Source organism: Falsiroseomonas oryzae (genome assembly GCF_027856955.1).
Classification (GTDB): domain Bacteria; phylum Pseudomonadota; class Alphaproteobacteria; order Acetobacterales; family Acetobacteraceae; genus Falsiroseomonas; species Falsiroseomonas oryzae.
In genome coordinates, this window is sequence record NZ_JAPSMD010000821.1 from 1 (window position 1) to 1,222 (window position 1,222).

Below are 1,222 nucleotides of genomic sequence, written 5' to 3' on the forward strand. Positions count from 1 at the left end.
GAACGCGGGCGAGCGGCGAGGCATAGACCAGCCGCACCGCGCGCCCGTCGAGGGTGACGGGCGGCACCTCGCCGCGCCGGCGCAGCACCGCCAGGCAGCGCGCGACCAGCGGCGTCAGCAGCTCGGCCTGCAGGCGGCCATAGGTCGCGCCCAGCAGCCGTGCGGCGGCGGCGCCGCGTTCCAGCACCTCCGTCGCGGTCATCGGCTTCTTCTCCGCCGCCGCGATGCGGTCGGCGAGCAGCGCGGCGCGGATGCGCGCGCGCAGGTCCTGCAGCACGATCTGCGAGACGTCGAAATTGCCCGGCGCGGCCAAGGGGGTGAGGCCGGAGGAGCCATGCGCCTTCGGGATGATGGCGCCCGGCACCAGGCGGATCGTCGCCGGGTTCAGCACGCCGTCGTCCTCCGCCATCCAGATGCCGGTGGCGGCGATGGAGGCGTTCTTCAGGATCAGCTCGACCACCTTGTTGGCGGTGCGGATGTCCGGCAGGGCCTTCTGCACCGGCCCGCGGCCATAGGTTTCGCCTGGCAGCTTCAGCCAGCGGAAGGCGACGAAGGGGCTCTCGGCGAAGCGACCCTCATGCAGCACCATCGGCGCGCCGCTTTCCGGCTCCAGCACGGCGGCGAAGCGGTGGCCGGTGCGCGGGTCGGGCCAGGCGGCCTCCACCACGCGCAGCTTCGCGGCCGGATCCTCGTCGCGGCGCGCCGGTGGCAGCGGGGCGGCGGGCCAGCGGGCGCGGATCTCGTCCGCCGTCAGGCGCAGGCTGCGGAAGACGGTTTCGAGCCGGCCGCTCGCGCCTTCCTCCAGCACCGCCTCGCGCAGCGGCACGGCGCGGAAGCGCAGCGCGGAGGCCTCGCCGGGCGGGGCTTCCTCGATGGCGATCAGGCCGGTGCCGGCGACCACCAGGTCCAGGAAGGCCTGGTGCAGCTCCAGCGCGAAGTTGGAGCGGTCCAGGTGGCCCTGCAGCGTCTCCGCCGTGTCGGCCAGGCTGCGCGCCAGCCCGGCCTGCGTGGCATCGTCCAGGTCGCGCGCGGGGGCGAGCGCGAACCAGCGCGACCAGGGCGGCGCGAGCTCCGCCAGCAGAGAGGCGGCCAGCTGCTCCGCCGCATCGGCCGCCGTCGCGTCGAACAGCGGCGCGGCGCCGGGGGCGGGCAGCGCGTGGTCGTAGCAATCCTGCCAGCCGGCTTCGAGCGGGCGGCGGCGCGAGAGGGCGCGGGCGTGCCG

Annotated in this window: 1 protein-coding gene; it reads right to left on the reverse strand. The window is 75.7% G+C overall.

Going from position 1 to position 1,222, the window contains the following annotated elements; genetic code table 11:
- The coding region (locus OZN99_RS31985; protein ID WP_270939219.1) for a portal protein at positions 1 to 1,222 on the reverse strand (1,222 nt) is incomplete at both ends.